General features: G+C 62.5%; 10 protein-coding genes and 4 tRNA genes. 3 read left to right on the forward strand and 11 right to left on the reverse strand.

The genetic code is table 11. The features are described from left to right. The first annotated feature begins 1 nt into the window (after position 1). Complete coding sequence (locus AC1PPL_RS19020) at positions 2-901, forward strand: LysR family transcriptional regulator (protein WP_279817203.1); 900 nt, start codon at positions 2-4, stop codon at positions 899-901. A 38-nt stretch (positions 902-939) separates the two neighbouring features. Next, complete coding sequence (locus AC1PPL_RS19025; protein WP_094098086.1) at positions 940-1212, forward strand: EexN family lipoprotein; 273 nt, start codon at positions 940-942, stop codon at positions 1210-1212. A gap of 333 nt (positions 1213-1545) precedes the next feature. Here AC1PPL_RS19025 and AC1PPL_RS19030 read toward each other — a convergent pair whose 3' ends face one another. Beyond that, positions 1546-2781, reverse strand: a complete 1236-nt coding sequence (locus tag AC1PPL_RS19030; protein WP_479973941.1) for a tyrosine-type recombinase/integrase — start codon at positions 2779-2781, stop codon at positions 1546-1548. A 159-nt stretch (positions 2782-2940) separates the two neighbouring features. Between AC1PPL_RS19030 and AC1PPL_RS19035 the strand changes: the two genes are divergently transcribed. Further along, positions 2941-3183: a DUF2274 domain-containing protein gene (locus AC1PPL_RS19035; RefSeq protein ID WP_058907016.1), complete on the forward strand. Its 243-nt coding sequence runs from the start codon at positions 2941-2943 to the stop codon at positions 3181-3183. Positions 3184-3854: 671 nt separating this feature from the next. Here AC1PPL_RS19035 and AC1PPL_RS19040 read toward each other — a convergent pair. The 10 genes from AC1PPL_RS19040 to AC1PPL_RS19085 all read right to left on the reverse strand — a co-directional run bounded on the left by AC1PPL_RS19040 (position 3855) and on the right by AC1PPL_RS19085 (position 14979). Next, positions 3855-3930: transfer RNA gene (locus tag AC1PPL_RS19040), tRNA-Gly, on the reverse strand. 115 nt (positions 3931-4045) lie between these two features. After that, positions 4046-4119: transfer RNA gene (locus AC1PPL_RS19045), tRNA-Cys, on the reverse strand. Between the two features lie 53 nt (positions 4120-4172). Then, positions 4173-4248 (reverse strand) — tRNA-Gly (locus AC1PPL_RS19050). 97 nt (positions 4249-4345) lie between these two features. Then, the gene (lon, locus tag AC1PPL_RS19055) at positions 4346-6766 is read right to left on the reverse strand and encodes an endopeptidase La (RefSeq protein ID WP_479973942.1); all 2421 of its coding nucleotides are present in this window, start codon (positions 6764-6766) and stop codon (positions 4346-4348) included. A gap of 139 nt (positions 6767-6905) precedes the next feature. After that, positions 6906-8171 carry an ATP-dependent Clp protease ATP-binding subunit ClpX gene (gene clpX / locus AC1PPL_RS19060; protein ID WP_011804642.1) on the reverse strand — a complete coding sequence of 422 codons (1266 nt, stop codon included), beginning with the start codon at positions 8169-8171 and terminating at the stop codon, positions 6906-6908. A gap of 97 nt (positions 8172-8268) precedes the next feature. Further along, on the reverse strand, positions 8269-8877 hold the full coding sequence (gene clpP / locus AC1PPL_RS19065; RefSeq protein ID WP_011804641.1) for an ATP-dependent Clp endopeptidase proteolytic subunit ClpP: 609 nt from the start codon (positions 8875-8877) through the stop codon (positions 8269-8271). A gap of 122 nt (positions 8878-8999) precedes the next feature. Continuing rightward, entirely contained in the window at positions 9000-10310 is a 1311-nt protein-coding gene (gene tig / locus AC1PPL_RS19070; protein WP_011804640.1) for a trigger factor, read from the reverse strand. A 78-nt stretch (positions 10311-10388) separates the two neighbouring features. Continuing rightward, a tRNA-Leu gene (locus AC1PPL_RS19075) sits at positions 10389-10475 on the reverse strand. Between the two features lie 89 nt (positions 10476-10564). Beyond that, on the reverse strand, positions 10565-13714 hold the full coding sequence (locus AC1PPL_RS19080) for an efflux RND transporter permease subunit (protein ID WP_479973943.1): 3150 nt from the start codon (positions 13712-13714) through the stop codon (positions 10565-10567). An 11-nt stretch (positions 13715-13725) separates the two neighbouring features. After that, positions 13726-14979, reverse strand: coding sequence for an efflux RND transporter periplasmic adaptor subunit (locus tag AC1PPL_RS19085; protein WP_479973944.1), 1254 nt, complete (start codon positions 14977-14979; stop codon positions 13726-13728). Between the last annotated feature and the right edge of the window lie 21 nt (positions 14980-15000).

Raw genomic sequence — 15000 nt, forward strand, 5'->3', positions numbered from 1 at the left:
CATGGAATTACGACATCTGCGCTACTTCCTAGCCGTGGCAGAAGAACTCCATTTCGCGCGCGCGGCTGAGCGGTTGCACATCGAGCAATCGCCGCTGTCGCGAGCCATCAAGGAACTGGAGGTGGAATTGGGCGCACAACTGTTCGTGCGCACCAGCCGAAGCACGCGGCTGACGCTGGCGGGAAAGCTGCTGATGGAGAGCGCGCCCCGCGTGTTCCTGGCGCTGGAGCAGGCGCGCGAGAGCGTGAAGGCTGGGGCCAATGGCTTTCACGGCCAGTTGCGCATCGCCCTGTCCGATGGCATCACACCTTCACGCCTGCCGGCGCTGCTGGCGCGCTGCCGCGAGGAAGACCCGGAGACCGAGGTTCGCCTGTTCGAGGTGCCGCTGGCCCAGCAACTCAATGGCTTGCGCGATGACCTGTATGACGCGGGCTTTTCGATGGCAGATGAAGTGGGCGACGGCATCATCGTCGAGCCAGCCTGGGAAGACGAGTTGATGGTGGCGGTGCCCGCGCGCCACCCTCTGCTGGCCTACAAGCGGGTGCCGCCGGAAGAGGTGCTGCGCCACCCGTTGGTGCTGGGCGACCCGGCGATCTGCGAGGGCCATGCCCGGCAGATCGATCGCATCCTGCGCAAGCAGGACAGAGAGCCCTTGATCGTGCAGTACGTTGCCACGTTCGACGTGATGATGACCTTTGTTTCGGCCGGCCTGGCTCTGGGGCTGGCCGGTGCAGCGCACATCGGCTCCAGCCGTGAACCGGGGGTGTTGGGCCGACCGCTGGCGGGGAAGCCACCCCTGCTGACCACCTATCTGCTGCGCCGCGACGCCGAGCCCTCGCAGCCGCTGGCCCGCTTCATCGAGCGGGTGGAGGCCCTGGGGCCGGAGTTACCTGGCCGTTAGCTCACGCCTTGATGCTTCACACCTTGGAGGAACCCGTCATGAACCTGCTCAGGATCACCGCATCGCTTTCGCTGACGGTACTGTTGGCTGCTTGTAGCCGGTCGGAGGCGCCCAAGCCCGCCGACCTCCCGAGCGTAGAGGAGCTGGCCACCGACCCCGTGCGCCTGAAGGAACTGCGCAAGCAGTGCAAAACGGATCGCCCGACGATGGGCGACGTGCTGTGCAACCGCGTTGGCGAGGCCACGAACCAACGCTTCTTCGGCGATGGCAAAGTGCCCTATACGCCGCCGAAGGAGCCACCCAAGTTCTAATCGTCGGCTGGCCGCAACGCGGCCTGCATTTCTTTCTTGATGCGCCGCAGTGCGTTTGTGCACGCGGTGTTTTGACACTATTCGTTCCTGCCTGAAACGATGCTTTTTGCGTCTTCGACCTGTTGACAACGGTCTTTGACCGGCATGCCCGGCGGCACTGATCCTGATGCCTGCGGCACCTCGCTGTGCCGCGATCGGAGGCGGGCAATGCAAGGGACGAACGTGCTGTTCGGTCAGATCGCCGTGGTATTCGGCTCTTCCTTCTTGTACGCTCGGCCCAGTGCGCGGCGGCTCTCCAGGAACTCCGAAACGGCGGCATCCCAGTTGGCAAGGTCACGGCACATGGCGACCTCCCTGGCGTTCTGTTCCGGGGACTTCCAGTGCCACGTTCTGCAGCATGCTGGTGTCCAGCCGCAGATAGACGCTGGTGCTCTCGATGCTGCGATGACCGAGCAGGTCGCCAATGGCCTTGACGCCCACTCCCTGGGTGAGCAGCCGCATGGCGAAGGTGTGTCGAAGCCGATAGACGTGGTGCCCACCCATTGGCAATCCAGACTGCCGCACGCGCGTCTCGAAGATGTAGGTGATGGCACCACTGGCCATCGGACCGCCAGGGCAGCGTACTCGCAGGAACAACTGCGGATGAGCGTCGCCCTGGGCGCGCCGGATGCGATCCAGGTAGTCACCAAGCATCTGCATCGTCTCGGGCATCAGCGGCAGCAGCAGATCGGACCGGGTCTTGCGCTGTGCGACGCGCACGGTAGATGCCTCCCAGTCGATCGAGTCCAGACGCAGGGATGTGACCTCCGAAGGGCGCAGCCCGTAGCAGGCCATCAGGTGCAGGATGCAACGGTCGCGGCGTCCCGCCTTGCTGTCCAGGTTGATCGATTGCAGCAGTTGCAGCACCAGGTTCCAATCCAGGGCCTGCGGCGGCATCTCGTCACGGTAGATGCGCGGTGCTTCGATACCCACGCTGAGATCCCTGGCGAGATGGCCGTGCGCGTGGCAGTAGCGCAGGAAACCACGCAGACGGCCGATCGTGCCTTGCAGGGACGCGCGGGACATCAGGCGGCTGCGCAGGGCAACATACTCGGCGATGTCCTGGGCAGACAACGCCGGTAGCCCCTGCACCGCGGCCGGACTGCGCTCAAGGAAATCCCGGACCGTGGCGCGGTGGTACACGCGCGAGGAAGCCGCCAGGCCGCGGACACGGGACAGATAGTCGTCATACGCCGCGCGCAGGCCGGCGAATGGATCGTCGCTCCCTGGCATGTCCAGACGGCCGCAGGCCGTGAGAAACCTGCCGTAAAGCCGTTCGGTACTGCGGAAACGGTCGGGCCGGCTGGGTACTCCAGAGCCGACGGCGGCGAATGCCTGGTGCAAGCGCTCCTGCGTGCATGAAGGCTGGAGCAGCAATGGCAATGCCTGCTCCAACTGCGTCAGATGCCGATGTGAGGAGCCCGGCGTGTAGCGTTCGGTCGCCAGCCAATCGGCAAATGCGGCCATCTCCTCGGGAAAACGCGATCGCGCCAGGAGCGCACGCGTGTTGCTGGGCAAAGTCGTTTCCATGATGTCCTTCCTTCGATGTGGTGGATGGACAAGAAACGGTACGCCGGCCCAGCGCACATATGTGGAGTGGCTACTGCCGCAATCCCCTATGAATGCTGGCCTGGATCGGTTGCTCCACATATGCATGGACTCAACATTCTTCAATCGGGGAACTTCGCAATGAGCACGACCAAGAAGCTGCGGCTCGGGCCACTGCCCAAGATCGAGAACGTCAAGCTGACATTTGCCTGCCCGGCCAGCTTGAAAGCCGACCTTGACCGCTACGCCGCGCTGCACGCGCAGGCATATGGCGAGGCGATCGATGCCGTGACGCTGATCCCGCACATGCTGGAGGCGTTCATGGCGGGGGATCGGGGATTCAAGCGCACACAGCCCAAGAACGGAAAAGCCGCCCCTGCGTGAACAGGGGCGGCTCTGGATTGGTGCCCGAGGCCGGAATCGAACCGGCACGCCTTTCGGCGAGGGATTTTCTTACCACTTCGACTTTCGCCGCCGCCCTGCTCAACGCAGGGCGTTCGTGGTCTGGAGCACGCCTTCACCATAGCCTTGCGGCCGTAGGTGCCCGCCGTCTGCTCTCTACACCTTCCCAAGCGGCAGCTTGGGCTTGGCTCGGCGTTGGCTCGGGTGCAAGAGCATCCAGGGCGTTCGCCGACTTTGACGGGCTTCACTTCGGGCGTTTCCCCCCGAAGGCTCAAATTGTTCAAGTCCCTTGTGTCTACCGATTTCACCACTCGGGCGTAGTGCTCAACGCACTGAAAACACCTACCTCCATCTACTGGCGCCTAGCTGGCCCCTGGCCGTCAAGCCTAGCTGCAAAGCTACAGCTCGGATGCCCGCAAACTGTTGTCACTATTGACCTTCTGGCTCGGTAGTTCTAGCAGAAAGGACTTGACAAAACAGATTTTAAGTCCGCAGTGTCTACCAATTTCACCATCGGGGCGCCGGTCGGTATGCAAGCCATGAAGACAGAGTAGCGGGGCCGGCATTGTTGCGCAACACCACAGACGAACCGACTTCTTGCACCAGCACTTCGACCAATAAAAAAGGGAAGCCGTAGCTTCCCTTTCAAATTTTGGAGCGGGAAATCGGTCTCGAACCGACGACCTCAACCTTGGCAAGGTTGCGCTCTACCAACTGAGCTATTCCCGCATTTTTCCGCCACCAACTGGCACCGGAAAGATTTTGATTGTAGCATCAATTTTCCACCATTAGGCTTCCAATTGACCCTTTGAAGAAGCTTGCGCCTCCTCTACATACCACCATCTGGAGGCGCGGCCCGGAGTCGAACCGGGCTAAACGGATTTGCAATCCGGTGCATAACCGCTTTGCTACCGCGCCAGGTCTTGCGCCTTGATGAAAAGCGGAAGCATTGCCTCCTCTTTTCCTGGATATGGAGCGGGAAATCGGTCTCGAACCGACGACCTCAACCTTGGCAAGGTTGCGCTCTACCAACTGAGCTATTCCCGCATTTACCTAAGCCTCACACTGTAGCATGTTTAGCGTCGATAAGTGAAATTATAGAGTACTTTTCGCGTGCTCCAAGAATAGTGCAAAGTTTTTTCCATCAATGTTTCACGGAGCCCCGTGACACATCGGCGGGGGCAGGCACAGCCACGGTTTGGGCACCGTCGTCCTCTGCCAATGCAACAGGCTTGCGCTCGAGTGCTATCTCCAGCACCTTGTCGATCCACTTCACAGCAATGATCTCCAGACCACTCTTGACGTTGTCTGGAATTTCCTGGAGGTCTTTTACGTTTTCTTCAGGAATCAACACCGTCTTGATCCCTCCCCGCAATGCCGCCAAAAGTTTCTCCTTGAGCCCACCAATTGCTGTGACCTCTCCGCGCAATGTGATCTCCCCCGTCATCGCAACATCTGCGCGGACCGGTATTCCGGTCAGCGCAGAAACGATCGCCGTCGTCATCGCAATGCCGGCGCTAGGACCATCTTTAGGGGTCGCACCATCGGGCACGTGGATATGAAGATCTCGCTTCTCGAACGCCTCATCGCGAATACCAAGTAAGCGCGCACGGCTACGCACTACTGTGCGGGCCGCTTCGACCGACTCCTTCATGACATCGCCCAGCGATCCTGTGCGAAGGATGTTGCCTTTGCCGGGCATGGTCGCGACCTCGATCGTGAGCAGATCCCCGCCGACTTCGGTCCATGCCAGGCCAACCACTTGTCCCACTTGGTTCTGCTGTTCCGCGCGACCGTAGGTGTACTTGCGCACTCCCAAGTATTCAGGCAAGTTGTCCGCCGACACCTCCACGGGAGCCATCAGCTTCTTGAGCTGGATTGCCTTGACCACTTTTCGGCAGATTTTGGAGAGTTCGCGCTCTAGGGAACGGACGCCCGCTTCACGCGTGTAGTAGCGCACGATGTCCCGTACGGCGGATTCCGTGACCTGCAACTCGGCGTCTTTCACGCCATTGTTTTGCATCTGCTTGGGGAGCAAATACTTGATGGCAATGTTGGTTTTTTCGTCCTCGGTATATCCGGAAAGACGTATCACCTCCATGCGATCAAGTAGCGCCGGCGGGATGTTCATCGAGTTCGAAGTCGCGACAAACATGACATCGGAAAGGTCGAAGTCGACCTCCACATAGTGGTCGCCGAACTTATGGTTCTGCTCAGGATCGAGGACTTCCAATAACGCGCTCGAGGGATCACCTCGAAAGTCCATGCCTAGTTTGTCAATTTCATCGAGCAGGAACAACGGATTGCGCGCCCCCACCTTGCCCAGGCTCTGCAACACCTTGCCTGGCATCGCCCCAATGTAGGTACGACGGTGACCCCGGATCTCCGCTTCGTCACGCATCCCCCCCAGTGCCATACGCACGTACTTGCGCCCCGTTGCCTTTGCAATGGACTGCCCGAGCGAAGTCTTGCCCACACCCGGTGGGCCGACCAAGCACAGGATGGGCGCCTTCACCTTGTCCACCCGTTGCTGCACGGCGAGATATTCCAGGATCCGGTCTTTCACCTTTTCCAGGCCATAGTGGTCCTCGTTTAACACAGCCTCTGCATGGGCAAGATCGTGCTTGACCTTGGACTTCTTGCTCCAGGGCAGTCCCGTGAGCACATCAATGTAGTTGCGAACCACAGTGGCTTCGGCAGACATAGGAGACATGAGCTTGAGCTTTTTCAGCTCGCCTTCCGCCTTCTTGCGCGCTTCGACCGGCATGCGCGCGGCCTTGATCTTTTTCTCGATCTCCTCAAGATCCGCGCCTTCTTCGCCTTCGCCCAGTTCCTTCTGGATCGCCTTGACCTGTTCGTTGAGATAGAAGTCCCGCTGGTTTTTCTCCATCTGACGCTTCACGCGACCGCGAATGCGCTTATCCACATTGAGGATATCCACTTCGCGGTCCAACTGCTCGAACAGATTCTCCAGACGCTGCTTGACGCCTGCCAAGTCGAGAACAACCTGCTTGTTCTCCAGCTTGAGCGGCAAGTGCGCGGCAATGGTGTCAGCCAGCCGCCCCGGATCGTCGATGGCCGAAATGGAAGTCAGAATCTCAGGGGGAATCTTCTTGTTCAGTTTGACGTACTGATCAAACTGCTGCATTACCGCCCGGCGTAGCGCTTCAATTTCACTCGAAGCGGCGTCCTCGGCGGATGCCTGCATGGGCTCAACCGTCGCCGTGAAGTGAACGTCCGATTCATGCACCATGCGAACGTGGGCGCGCTGCTGCCCCTCCACCAACACCTTCACCGTGCCATCGGGAAGCTTCAGCATCTGCAGGATGGTGGATATGCAACCGACTTCGAACATATCCGAAACCTGCGGTTCATCCTTGGCGGCTGCTTTTTGCGCAACCAACATGATTCGCCGATCGGCATCCATGGCGGCTTCCAGCGCCTTGATGCTCTTGGGACGCCCCACAAACAGGGGAATCACCATGTGAGGAAAAACCACCACATCGCGCAAAGGCAACAGTGGTAGATCCAGGGGCGTATCGGGCAGGGGTGTGTGTCCGGACATGGGGCAATCCTCTAGTAGTTCCATGGAATATGGTCCATGGACCACATTTTTCAACCCGGCAGCATCTGCACCCAGGTGTTAGCAACATGGCTCGCCGGACGCATCACTAACGCGCGCGACTCCCGGCGACACACGGCTTTCAGGCGGTCTTGGCGGCCTCGCGATAAACCAGCAAAGGGGCCTTGTTCTCTTCGATGGTGGCCTCGTCCACCACCACCTTTTCCACGTTGGAGACGTTGGGCAAGTCAAACATGGTGCCAATCAACGCTTGCTCAAGAATGGAGCGCAAGCCGCGGGCACCCGTCTTGCGTGCGATGGCTTTTCGCGCGATGGACTTCAACGCAGCGGGACGAATTTCCAGCTCAACGCCTTCCATCGCCAGCAACTTGCTGTACTGCTTGACCAAGGCGTTTTTGGGCTCGGTGAGGATCTGCACCAGCGCGTCCTCGCTCAGTTCGGCCAGGGCTGTGACCACGGGCATGCGTCCCACCAACTCTGGAATCAGGCCGAATTTGATGAGGTCCTCAGGCTCGATATCCTGAAACACCTCGGTCAAAGAACGCTGCTTCTTGCTACGCACTGCCGCGCCAAAGCCAATACCGGAAGCTTCAGTACGGTTCTCAATGACCTTTTCCAGCCCAGCAAACGCACCACCACAAATGAACAGAATGTTGGTCGTATCGATCTGCAGAAAATCCTGGTTGGGATGCTTGCGTCCACCTTGTGGAGGCACGCTCGCCATGGTCCCCTCGATGAGCTTGAGCAGCGCTTGCTGCACACCTTCACCTGAGACATCCCGCGTAATACTGGGGTTGTCGGATTTGCGCGAAATTTTGTCGATTTCGTCGATGTAGACAATGCCCCGCTGGGCACGTTCCACATCGTAGTTGCAGCTTTGCAGGAGTTTCTGGACGATGTTCTCCACGTCCTCTCCAACATAGCCTGCTTCCGTCAGCGTGGTGGCGTCAGCCATCACGAAAGGCACATCGAGCTGCCGCGCCAAGGTCTGCGCCAGCAACGTCTTGCCCGACCCCGTAGGGCCTATCAACAGGATGTTGCTCTTGGACAGCTCTACCTCGTCCTTACCGGCCTTGTCCTTGTGGCGCAGACGCTTGTAATGGTTGTACACGGCGACGGCCAGCGTACGTTTGGCCTTTTCCTGGCCAATCACGTAATGATCTAGGTTGGTCTTGATTTCCGCAGGCGTAGGCAGATCTCCACGGCCTTCGCGTCCGGCATCGCCGGTGGGCAGCTCATCACGGATGATCTCGTTGCACAGGTCAATGCACTCGTCGCAGATAAAGACCGACGGACCGGCGATCAGCTTCTTTACTTCGTGCTGGCTTTTACCGCAGAAAGAGCAGTAAAGGGTTTTTTCGCTGGAGGAGCCTTTTTTCTCGGCCATGGGGGCAATGCCTTATGACTGGGGATGTTGTCAAGATGATAACGAAATAAAAACGGCGTTTCCCACAGGGGGAAACGCCGCGCGCGCCGGCCCAAACTCAGGGGCGCTTAGCGATGACCTGGTCCACGATGCCGTAATCCTTGGCTTCGTCCGCGGTCATGAAATAGTCCCGCTCGGTATCCGCCTTCACCTTCTCGATGGGCTGTCCCGTGCGCTCCGCCAGGATGCGGTTCATCTGCTCCTTGGTACGCAGAATGTCGCGGGCGTGGATCTCGATATCCGTCGCCTGTCCGCGGGCGCCGCCCAGCACCTGGTGGATCATGATTTTGGAGTTGGGCAGCGAATAGCGCTTGCCCTTGGCCCCTGCAGCCAGCAGGAAAGCTCCCATGCTCGCCGCAAAGCCGCAGCACAGCGTGGACACATCCGGCTTGATGAACTGCATGGTGTCATAGATGGCCATGCCCGCCGTCACGCTGCCCCCCGGGGAGTTGATGTAGAACGAAATATCCTTGTCCGGGTTCTCGCTCTCAAGGAACAGCAGCTGCGCAACCACCAGGTTGGCAGTCTGGTCATTGACCTCACCCACCAGGAAGATCACGCGCTCCTTCAACAGGCGCGAATAAATGTCGTAGGACCGCTCGCCGCGGCCGGACTGCTCAATGACCATGGGGATCATGCCCAGGGCTTGCGTTTCCAATGCGCTCATACGTTTCTCCAGTCAGGCGGATACTGTACCCAGAAATGAATTGGGGCTTGTGCCGCAAAGCACAAGCCCCGCCGGGTTTCGTCCTCACCCCTGGGTCAAAGCCCGGGGCAAGGGCCAGCTACTCAGGCCTGGCCCATCAGTTCATCGAAGGACACGGCCTTGTCGTTCACCTTAGCCTGGCCCAGCACGAAGTCGGTCACATTGTTCTCGATGACCACGGCTTCCACCTCAGCCAGGCGATTGCGGTCGCTGAAGTACCAGCGCACCACGTCCTCAGGCTTCTCGTAGCTGGCGGCCAGCTCGTCCACGTGGGCCTTCAGCTGCTCCGGCTTGGCCTGCAGGTTATTGGCACGCACGAGTTCGGCGACCACCAGGCCCAGGCGCACGCGGCGCTCGGCCTGAGGGCGGAACACGTCCTCGGGGATTTCGGCCTTGTCGGCGTCCTTGATGCCGCGCTGCTTGAGGTCGGCGCGTGCAGCTTCCAGCAGGCGGGCAATTTCAGCCTGCACGCTGGCGTTGGGCAGATCCAATTCCGCTTTGGACACCAGAGCGTCCATCACGGCTTGCTTGTTGCGGGCCAGCAGGCGGAATTTGACTTCGCGCTCCAGGTTCTTCTTGATGTCGGCGCGCAAGCCTTCCACCGTGCCGTCGGCAATGCCGAGCGACTTGGCCAGTTGCTCATTCACTTCGGGCAGGTGGGCCGCTTCGATCTTCTTGACGGTGACCATGAAGTCGGCCGTCTTGCCAGCCACGTCCTTGCCGTGGTAGTCCTCGGGGAAGGCCAGGGGGAAGGTCTTGCTCTCGCCCGACTTCATGCCGCGCACTGCGTCTTCGAATTCCTTGAGCATCTGGCCTTCGCCCACCAGGAACTGGAAGTCCTCGGCCTTGCCGCCCTGGAAGGGCTCGCCGTCGATCTTGCCCTCGAAATCCACCGTCACGCGATCGCCGTCTTCAGCAGCAGCGGCCAGGGCACGCTGCGCGAAGGTACGGCGCTGCTTGCGCAGGATGTCCACGGTCTTGTCGATGGCGCTGTCGGTCACTTCGGCGGAGAGCTTCTCGACTTCCGCGGTGGACAGATCGCCGATCTTGACCTCGGGGAACACCTCGAACACGGCGTCGAAAGTCACTTCGCCTTCAGGCGCGCCGTCCTTCTCCGTGATGCGCGGCTGGCCTGCCACGCGCAGGTTGGCTTCATTGGCGGCCTGTGCAAACGCCTCGCCCACCTTGTCGTTCAGCACTTCGTATTGCACCGAATAGCCGTAACGCTGAGCCACTACGCTCATGGGGACCTTGCCGGGACGGAAACCATCCATCTTCACCGTACGGGCCAGGCGCTTGAGGCGCGCGTCCACTTCGGTCTGGATCGTGGTCAGGGGCAAGCTCAGCGTGATCTTGCGCTCAAGCTTTTCAAGGGTTTCAACAGTTACGGCCATGGTTGTTCCTAGTGTCTGGATGTGGACCGTGCCGACTTGCAGTGCAAGCCTGCACCACGTTCCGCCAAAGTCTCACGTTGGTGCGCGGGGGGGGACTCGAACCCCCACACCATTGCTGGCGTCAGGACCTAAACCTGGTGCGTCTACCAATTTCGCCACCCGCGCAGTTCTGAAAGCCACCCGGATGGCAGGCACAGCAGGCCATCCCGGTGAAATAGGTCAAACGGCAGATTTTACCCTGTTGCGGACCGCCTTTAAATGGAATCGCTTCCCTGCGCCCCAGGATCGGGCCGCCGCACACGAAACCAGGCCGCGTACATTGCAGGCAATGCCAGCAGCGTGAGTACCGTTGCCACGACGAGGCCGCCCATGATGGCCACGGCCATCGGCCCCCAGAACACGCTGCGCGAGAGTGGAATCATGGCCAGCACCGCCGCCGCCGCCGTCAGCACGATGGGCCGCAGGCGCCACACCGCCGCCGCCACGATCGCGTCCCACGCCGGCACGCCGGCCGCGCGGTTGATCTCGATCTGGTCGATCAGGATCACCGAATTGCGCTGGATCATGCCCATGAGAGCGATAACCCCCAACAGCGCCACAAAGCCGAAGGGCCGGTTCAGCAGCAGCAGCGCCGCCGCCACTCCCGCAATCCCCAACGGGCCGGTGAGGAACACCAGCACGGAGCGGCTGAAGCTGTGCAGCTGCAGCATCAGCAACGTGAACACGATGAACAGCATGACGGGCACGCCCGCCACGATGGAGGCCGAGCCCTTGCTGCTCTCTTCCACCGCACCCGCGACCTCGATGCGCACGCCGTTCTCACCGGCCGCCTGCCAGCGGGCCTCCAGCGCGCGCAGCTCGGGCAGCAGTTGCGCCGTAACGGTGGCGCCCTGCAGCCCCTCCACCAGGTCGCCCTGCACGGTGATGGCGTAGTTGCGGTTCCAACGCCACATCACCCCCGGCTCCCAGGTGAACACGGGCCTGGCGATCTGCGTGAGCGGAATGGAGCGGCCCGAAGCCGTGGGCAGGTAGGCGTTGCCGATGTCGGAGATCGCCTCGCGCTCGTCCTGTGCCTGGCGCAGCACGATCTCGATGAGCTTGTCTCCCTCGCGGTACTGCCCCACCGTGGAGCCGCTGAACATGATGCGGGAAGCCTGGGCGATGGACTGGCTGGTCACCCCCAACGCGCGCGCCTTGTCCTGGTCCACCTCCAGACGAACCACCTTGACCGACTCGTTCCAGTTGTCGTTCACGCCGATCAGATTGGCGTTGCCGCGCATCAGCGCCTTCACCTCGTCGGCGCGCTCGCGCAGCACGGCCGGGTCGCTGCCCACCACGCGGAACTGCACCGGGTAGGGCACGGGCGGGCCGTTGGGCAGCAGCTTCACGCGGCCGCGCGCCTCGGGGACCTCCTCGGCCAACAACCGGGGCAGGCGCAGGCGCAGCGACTCGCGCTCGGGCAGGCTCTTGGCCAGCACGATGAACTGCGATACGTTGGGCTGCGGGAACACCTGGTCCAGCGGCAGGTAAAAACGCGGGGTGCCCGAACCCACCCACGCGGCCACGCTGGCCACGCCTTCCTGCTCCATCAGCCGCTGCTCTACCCGGCGCACCACGGCCTCGTTGGCTGCGAAGGAGGTGCCCTCGGGGAACCACAGGTCCACCATGATTTCCGGCCGGCTGGAGTCGGGAAAGAACTGCTGCTGCACGCGCCCCATGCCCACCAGCCCCAGCGCAAAGATGCCGATGGTGGCACCGATGGTGATCCACCGGTGCGCCACGCACCAGTCCACCATGTGCCGGAAGCGGTGGTAGAACGGCGTGTCGAACACCTCGGGCGGCGGCGCGTCGGGCGCATGCGGCTTCACCTTCAGCAGCAGCGTGCCCAGGTAGGGCACGAAATAGACTGACACGATCCACGACAGCACCAGCGAAATCACCGTCACCGCGAAGATCGCGAAGGTGTATTCGCCCGTGACCGACTTGGCGATGCCGATGGGCAAGAAACCGGCGGCCGTGATGAGCGTGCCGGTGAGCATGGGCTTGGCCGTCACGTCATACGCAAACGTGGCCGCGCGCACCTTGTCGTAGCCCTCCTCCATCTTGCGCACCATCATCTCCACGGCGATGATGGCGTCGTCCACCAGCAGCCCCAGCGCGATGATGAGCGACCCCAGCGACACCTTGTGCAGCCCTATTCCCAAATAGTGCATGGCCAGGAAGGTCACGGCCAGCACCAGCGGGATGGTGATCGCCACCACCAGGCCCGGCCGGTAGTCCACGTGCCAGCCAAAGCGGCCACCCTTGTGCAGCCCCAGCGAGATGAAGCTCACCGCCAGCACGATCACCACGGCCTCGATCAGCACCTTGATGAACTCGCCCACCGAATCGGCCACGGCCGCCGGCTGATCCTGCACCTGGTGCAATTGCACGCCGGCCGGCAGCCGCGCCTGGATGTCGGCCGCTGCAGCGCGCAGCGCCTTGCCCAGCCGGATGATGTCGCCACCCTTGGCCATGGAGATGCCCAGGCCGATGACCTCGTGCCCCTGGAAGCGCACCTTCACCCCCGGCGGATCGACATAGCCCCTTCGCACTTCGGCGATGTCGCCCAGGCGCAGCTGGGCTCCAGAGCCGCCGCGGATCGGCATGTCGCGCAGCTGCTCCACGCTGGTGAACTGCCCGCCCACGCGCACCTGCACCACGTCCTGCGGCGACTGGATCGCGCCCGCGCTCTCCACCGCATTCTGCGCACCCAGCTGCTGCAACACCGCGTTGAAGTCCAGCCCCAGCTGCGCCAGACGCTTTTGCGAGACCTCGACCCAGACGCGCTCGTCCTGCACGCCGAACTGCTCGACCTTGGCCACATCCTTCACGCGCAGCAACTGCTGGCGCACGTCGTCGGCGAAGTCCTTCAGCTCGGCATAGCTGAAGCCCTCACCCTGCAGGGCGTAGATCACGCCGTACACGTCGCCGAACTCGTCGTTGAAGAACGGCCCCTGGATATTGCCCGGCAGCTGGTAGCGCATGTCACCCACCTTCTTGCGCACCTGGTACCAGATGTTGGCCACCTCCGCCGGCTTGGACGAGTCCTTGAGCTCGAAGATGATCTGCGACTCGCCCGGCTTGCTGTAGCTGCGGATCTTGTCGGCGTAGGGCACCTCCTGCAGGGTGCGCTCGATCTTGTCCGTCACCTGCTCGGCCACCTGCTGCGCCGTGGCGCCGGGCCAGTAGGTACGCACGACCATGGCGCGGAAGGTGAAGGGCGGGTCTTCGTCCTGCCCCAGCTGAAAGTACGCGGCGATGCCCAGCACCATCAGCACCACCATCAGGTAGCGCGTGAGCGCGGCATGTTCCAGCGCCCAGCGCGACAGGTTAAAGCCCTGCTTGGGCTGCGTCTGCTGCATGGGGCGGCTCCTCAGCGAGCGGCAGCGGAGGCCGCTGGCGCTTCATTATTAATAGCTGGTAGCGCTTGTCCTTCGGGCGTTGGAGCCGTTTTTGGCTTGTACACCGTCACCACCTGTCCCGGCGCCAGCACATGCACGCCCGTGGCCACCACCTGCATGCCGGGGGTGAGGCCGGCGGCGATCACGGCCTCGTTGCCGTCGGCCGTGGCGATCTGCACCGGCTGCAGGCGCACGGTGCCAGTGACACTGCCGTCCTTGGCCTCATAGACCCACACCACCGTCTGACCGCCCTCCTGGCGCAGGGCGCTGGTGGGCAGCTTGATCGCCTGCACGCCGCCCCGCGCCAGCACCTGCGGCGCCACATACACGGTGGCGCCCAGCGGCGGCACGTCCGCGCCCTCCACCGCCACTTTCACGAGGAAGGTGCGCGTCACCGGATCGGCGCTGGCCGCCACCTCGCGCACCCGGCCCTGCAGCAGCGCGTCGCCCGACCAGGCGCGCACCTGCACGGCCTGCCCTACGCGCAACTGGCCCACCTTGTCCTCCGGCACCGAGAACACCGCGTCGCGCGGGCCGTCGCGAGCAATGCGCACCACCGGCGTGCCCGCAGACACCACCTGGCCGGGCTCGGCGTCAACCGACGTCACCACCCCCGGCGCATCCGCCACCAGGCGCGTGTACTCGGTCTGGTTGCCCTGGGAAGCGAGCTGCGCGCGCGCCTGGTCCAGCGAAGCCTGCGCGGCCTTCAGCTGAGCCTGGCGGCGGTCCAGCTCCGCCCCGCTGATGAAGTTCTGCGCGCGCAGCTTGGAAAAGCGCTCGAAATCCGCCGCGGCCAAATCACGCTGCGTGGTGGCGGACGCCACCTGGGCGCGCGCCGCCTGCGCAGCCAGCTCATAGTCGCGCGGATCCAACTGCGCCAACACCTGGCCGGCCTGCACGCGCTGGCCCAGCTCGGCCTGGCGCTGCACGATCTTGCCGGCCACGCGAAAACCCAGGCGCGATTCCACGCGCGCGCGCACTTCGCCCGCGTATTCCAGGTGCATCTGCAGGGGCGCCACGCCGACGGTGAGCAGTTTCACCGCGCGCACCGGCTCTGGCGCCGGCTCGCGGCGCGAACATCCCGCCAGCGCCAAGGCAGCCACGGCCAGCACCAGTGCAGCACCCGCCACGCCGCCACGCGGCGGCCACAAAAAAACCCCGCGGCGGGGTTGCAATGAAGACGGGCCCGGCAGGCCCGCGGCGCGCTGTGCGACAGGGTGGGTCATGGAAACATCCGGTATGCCAAA

This window comes from Diaphorobacter sp. B2A2W2, from assembly GCF_056730635.1.

Coding starts and splice junctions, on each gene's coding strand:
- AC1PPL_RS19020 (WP_279817203.1), top strand. CDS start 2: ATGGAATTACGACATCTGCGCTACTTCCTAGCCGTGGCAGAAGAACTC.
- AC1PPL_RS19025 (WP_094098086.1), top strand. CDS start 940: ATGAACCTGCTCAGGATCACCGCATCGCTTTCGCTGACGGTACTGTTG.
- AC1PPL_RS19030 (WP_479973941.1), bottom strand. CDS start 2,781: ATGGAAACGACTTTGCCCAGCAACACGCGTGCGCTCCTGGCGCGATCG.
- AC1PPL_RS19035 (WP_058907016.1), top strand. CDS start 2,941: ATGAGCACGACCAAGAAGCTGCGGCTCGGGCCACTGCCCAAGATCGAG.
- lon (WP_479973942.1), bottom strand. CDS start 6,766: ATGTCCGGACACACACCCCTGCCCGATACGCCCCTGGATCTACCACTG.
- clpX (WP_011804642.1), bottom strand. CDS start 8,171: ATGGCCGAGAAAAAAGGCTCCTCCAGCGAAAAAACCCTTTACTGCTCT.
- clpP (WP_011804641.1), bottom strand. CDS start 8,877: ATGAGCGCATTGGAAACGCAAGCCCTGGGCATGATCCCCATGGTCATT.
- tig (WP_011804640.1), bottom strand. CDS start 10,310: ATGGCCGTAACTGTTGAAACCCTTGAAAAGCTTGAGCGCAAGATCACG.
- AC1PPL_RS19080 (WP_479973943.1), bottom strand. CDS start 13,714: ATGCAGCAGACGCAGCCCAAGCAGGGCTTTAACCTGTCGCGCTGGGCG.
- AC1PPL_RS19085 (WP_479973944.1), bottom strand. CDS start 14,979: ATGACCCACCCTGTCGCACAGCGCGCCGCGGGCCTGCCGGGCCCGTCT.